This window comes from Fictibacillus sp. NRS-1165 (assembly GCF_050468105.1).
Taxonomy (GTDB): domain Bacteria; phylum Bacillota; class Bacilli; order Bacillales; family Fictibacillaceae; genus Fictibacillus_C; species Fictibacillus_C terrinigri.
On the sequence record NZ_JBDPNU010000121.1, the window covers coordinates 1 to 4,696 of the forward strand.

A 4,696-nucleotide genomic window follows, 5' to 3' on the forward strand; every position below is an offset into this window, starting at 1 on the left:
AATGACTAGTTGACGCATTTCTTTTAACTCATTAACATGCCCAACTAAAGGAATCATGATCTCTGGTTTTACGCCAATTCCTTTTTGCATGACTGCATTGATCGCATAAAAGATCGCTTTTGCCTGCATCACATAAATTTCTGGATATATCATGCCCATTCTGCAGCCGCGGTGCCCTAACATAGGATTGAATTCATCCAATTGACGTACTTTTCTCAGAAGAAGCTCCTTCTCCTTTAATTCTTTAGAATCTGCGTTTTTCATCCGAAGCCTTGTCACTTCGACCAGCAGTTCTTCCTTATTTGGCAAGAACTCGTGAAGAGGGGGATCTAATAAACGAATAGTTACAGGGTGACCTTCCATGGCTTCAAAAATTCCTTCAAAATCTTTTTGTTGCATTGGTAATAGTTTATTAAGAGCCTCTTCACGCTGCTCGTATGTTTCAGCCAGAATCATATCCTGAACAGTAGGGATTCGATTGATGTCCATAAACATATGTTCTGTACGGCACAGTCCAATTCCGCCGGCTCCAAATTCAACCGCTTTTTTGGCGTCCTCCGGATTGTCAGCATTTGCTCTTACACCAAGTTTTCGTTCCTCATCTGCCCAAGTAAGCAACACTTGGAACTGGTCTGAAAGCTGTGGATCGATCATTGGAATTTCCCCTAACATGATTTCACCAGTGGAGCCATCAATCGTAATCATTTCACCCTGGTTAACAACCGTATTTCCTACTTTAAACCGCTTTGATTTTAAATCAATTTTTATTGCTTCACAGCCACAGATACAAGCTTTTCCCATGCCTCTTGCGACAACTGCCGCGTGGCTTGTCATTCCTCCACGGCTAGTGATAACCGCTTGGGCGGCAACAATACCATGAATATCATCAGGTGTAGTTTCTGTGCGTACAAGAATGATTTTTTTGCCATCCTTTGCTAATCTCTCTGCTTCATCCGCATTAAATACGACTTCCCCTGTTGCTGCCCCGGGAGAGGCAGGCAGCCCTTTAGCAATCTGTTTTCTTTCATAGGAATCATCAATTCGACGATGCAGTAGCTGATTAAGCTGGTCGGGATCTACACGTAAGATTGCTTCTTTCTTATTGATAATTTGTTCTTCTACTAGTTCAACTGCTATTCTAATGGCTGCTTGAGCAGTTCTTTTACCCATCCGCGTCTGAAGAATAAATAGCTCACCACGCTCTACCGTGAACTCAATGTCCTGCATGTCTTGATAGTGCTTTTCAAGCAATTGACATGTATCCACAAACTGCTGATATACTTCTGGCATTTCATATTGTAGTGTCGCAATGGGTTGAGGGGTACGAATTCCAGCAACAACGTCTTCTCCCTGTGCATTGATCAAATATTCACCATAAAGCTTAGCTTCTCCTGTAGACGGGTTACGTGTAAAGGCAACGCCAGTACCAGAATCGTTACTCATATTTCCAAAAACCATGCTTTGGATATTTACTGCTGTTCCTAGGTGGCCAGGGATTTTTTGAAGACGGCGGTATACAATCGCACGTTGATTATTCCAGGAATCAAAAACTGCACTGATGGACAGGAATAATTGTTCCTTTGGATCCTGAGGAAAAGTTCTTCCAGCATGCTTCATAACAATCTCTTTATATCCTTTGATCACTTCCCGCCAATCTTCTGTTGCCATTTGGGGATCTGAAGTATATCCCTTTTTTTCCCTCGTTTCCTCTAATAGCTGCTCAAAATGAAAACTGTCCACGTTGAGGACAACATCACTAAACATTTGAATGAATCTTCGATAGGAGTCATATGCAAAACGCGGATTATCTGTTAGTTTGGCCAAGCCTTCCACAGTGTCATCATTCATTCCAAGGTTTAATACGGTATCCATCATTCCTGGCATGGAATGTACTGCACCGGAACGGACAGAAACGAGCAGTGGGTTTGAAGGGTCTCCAAGCTTTTTTCCTGTTTTTTCTTCAAGTTTACCAAGAGCTTCCAATATCTGAAATTTGACCTCTGCAAAAATAGATTTCCTGCCATCATAATAAGATTTGCAAGCCTGAGTGGAAATAGTAAAACCATAAGGGACAGGTAACCCGATTTTTGTCATTTCGGCCAGGTTTGCTCCTTTACCTCCTAAAAGTTCCTTTAATTCGCTGTTTCCCTCATCAAACATATAAACAAATTTAGCCGTCATATCAACAAACTCCTCTCTTTTTTTAATATGGCTAATATGGAATCAGCGGTCTCTTCAACCGCTTTATTTGAGACATTAATAACCGGGCAGCCGATGCGTTTCATAATGTTCTCAGCATAATCTAATTCCTCAAGAATTCGATCTAAATTCGCATAATTTGCTTGAGTGGCTAACCCTAAATTCTTTAATCGTTCCTTTCTGATTTCATTCAGTTTATCCGGTGTGATTACTAAACCTACGCATCTGTTTCTTGGAATATCAAAAAGCTCTTCAGGAGGTTCTATTTCAGGTACTAAAGGTACATTTGCCACCTTAAACTTCTTATTGGCCAAATACATAGAAAGGGGGGTCTTCGATGTTCTAGAAACTCCTATTAATACAATATCTGCACGTGTAATCCCCTGAACCTCTTGTCCATCATCATATTTTACGGCGAACTCAATCGCTTCAACCCTTCGGAAATAGTTATCATCCAATTTCCTCATTAACCCCGGTTGGCCTTTAGGTTCTTTATTAAACTTCTGACTAAATGCAGTCATAAGTGGATTCATTAAATCAATTGCGATAATCCCTTCTTTACAGGCTTTTTGATCCAGATATTGCTTTAAAGATGGAATGACAATCGTGTAGGCAATGATGCCATCACTATACTTTGAAACAGCAATGACATTATTCAGATCTTTGGTATCCTCTACATAGGAAAAATTTTGGATTTCAATATCTTCCCCAGTAAATTGAGAAGCAACTGCTTTTACCATTAACTCAGCTGTTTCACCGACCGAGTCAGATACTACATAGACAAATTTCTTCTTATTCACATCCTGATCTCCTATTCTCTTGTAATTACTACATGCGAGTGAACTTAATGAATATAGATACACTTTTTCACATTATTCAATTGATTTAGTTATACTATTTATCTTATTTTAGGGCATATGTGTTATACTATTTCTATTTTAAGTAGTATATTATCATTAAATATAATTAGATACAATCCCTCTTCTTGGGTTATGGTAAAAAAGTTTGAAACAATCAGTGTATACTACTGGCGAATTTACAATGCATTAAAGCGAGGGTATTTTCTTTTGCTTACTTACTAACGGAGGATTCATCAGGGTAATGGTCGAATAGACCATAAAGCCTAACAGATGAAGAGTTACAGAAATAAGTTTTTGCTCAATTAAGCAAAAAAAGAGACTGAACAAGGGAGGCATACGATCTAGAAAACACTTAGTAAAATCGGCGGCAAGCATGAAGGGGGACTATGAAATGAACGGATATTATCAGACGGTACGGTAAGAAATACGGCTATTTACAGTATTGTTGATAATGAATGGGAGGAGGTAAAAGGTCTGCTTAGTAACCGTCTTAATGAACGTTCAATGAACATTTTTGAAGGAGGGCAATGATGAAAACGATCGGTTTGATCGGCGGGATGAGCTGGGAATCTTCGATTGAATATTACCGCATCATAAACGAAGACGTAAAAAATAAATTAGGCGGGCTGCATTCCGCAAAGTGCATTTTATACAGCATTGATTTTGAGGAGATGGAACGTTATCAAGCAGCAGGTGATTGGCAAAGAGCTGGTACATTATTAGGCGATGTCGCACAGTCACTGGAAAAGGGAGGCGCCGATTTTATCGTACTTTGTACAAATACAATGCATAAAGTCATAAAGGATATTGAGAGAAAAATCAGTGTGCCCGTATTACATATTGCTGATGCAACAGCAAATCAAATTCAACAGGCAAAGATAAAGAAGATCGGATTGCTCGGCACTAAATATACGATGGAGAAAGACTTTTACAAATCACGAATTGAATCTTATGGTATTGAGGTTTTAGTACCCAGTAAAGAGGATAGAGACGCCGTAAATAAAATCATATATGAAGAGCTATGTATTGGTAAGATTAGGCAGACATCAAAGGATTATTACAAAAAGGTCATCCAAAGCCTGGTTGATAACGGAGCTGAAGGCATCATACTCGGTTGTACGGAAATTGGATTATTAGTTAAACGAGAGGATTCCGAAGTACCATTATTTGATACAACATTGATCCATGCTATTGAATCGGTTAAAAAGGCATTAGATGAATAACCTCCGGCCACAAGCTTAGGTGGCCTGGTTCAGCCCCTGAGGTTTTAATCGAATTCCGCCACGCTAAAGCCGGCAAAATGGTCTTCAACCTTACGTCATTACAGGTACAGGGGACGAACGAGTTAAGATGCAGCGTCTATACCCCTGTCGATGACACGGGAACGGAAGAAAAACTGAGGCGTTTAATTGAGAACAGTTCCATAAAGAAGCAATAAAAAAGCTAAGGATTAGTATCCTTAGCTTTTTACATCTATAAAGTTGCTGTTTTGCGTTGATGGCTTAAGTGTCTCCCTTTAGTAAACGCAGGTAAGTAATCTGCATGGGCTTCCAACAGTTCTTTCGTCATGTTCCATATTTCATCCAGTGTTAGGACAGAGGAAGTGTGGGGATCGAGCATGACCGCTTGATATACAT

3 protein-coding genes and 1 pseudogene are annotated in these 4,696 nt (G+C 39.7%); 2 read left to right on the forward strand and 2 right to left on the reverse strand.

The annotated features are described in order from the left end of the window. Both ppdK and ABHN01_RS24890 read right to left on the reverse strand, forming a co-directional pair. On the reverse strand, positions 1-2,181 hold a 2,181-nt coding region (ppdK, locus tag ABHN01_RS24885), incomplete at its 3' end, for a pyruvate, phosphate dikinase (RefSeq protein ID WP_429877774.1). Next, on the reverse strand, positions 2,178-2,999 hold the full coding sequence (locus ABHN01_RS24890) for a pyruvate, water dikinase regulatory protein (RefSeq protein ID WP_429877775.1): 822 nt from the start codon (positions 2,997-2,999) through the stop codon (positions 2,178-2,180). The genes ppdK and ABHN01_RS24890, both read right to left, overlap by 4 nt. Positions 3,000-3,589: 590 nt before the next feature. On the opposite strand from ABHN01_RS24890, the gene ABHN01_RS24895 reads away from it, so the two are divergent. Together ABHN01_RS24895 and ABHN01_RS24900 are read left to right on the forward strand one after the other, a co-directional pair. Then, positions 3,590-4,282, forward strand: a complete 693-nt coding sequence (locus ABHN01_RS24895) for an aspartate/glutamate racemase family protein (RefSeq protein ID WP_429877776.1) — start codon at positions 3,590-3,592, stop codon at positions 4,280-4,282. A gap of 29 nt (positions 4,283-4,311) precedes the next feature. Then, positions 4,312-4,497, forward strand: a pseudogene (locus tag ABHN01_RS24900) (transcriptional regulator); the annotation flags it as partial. Positions 4,498-4,696: the final 199 nt, after the last annotated feature.

What these genes read in the sequence shown, in the direction of transcription:
- ABHN01_RS24895 (WP_429877776.1), top strand. Translation starts at nt 3,590, where the DNA reads ATGAAAACGATCGGTTTGATCGGCGGGATGAGCTGGGAATCTTCGATT.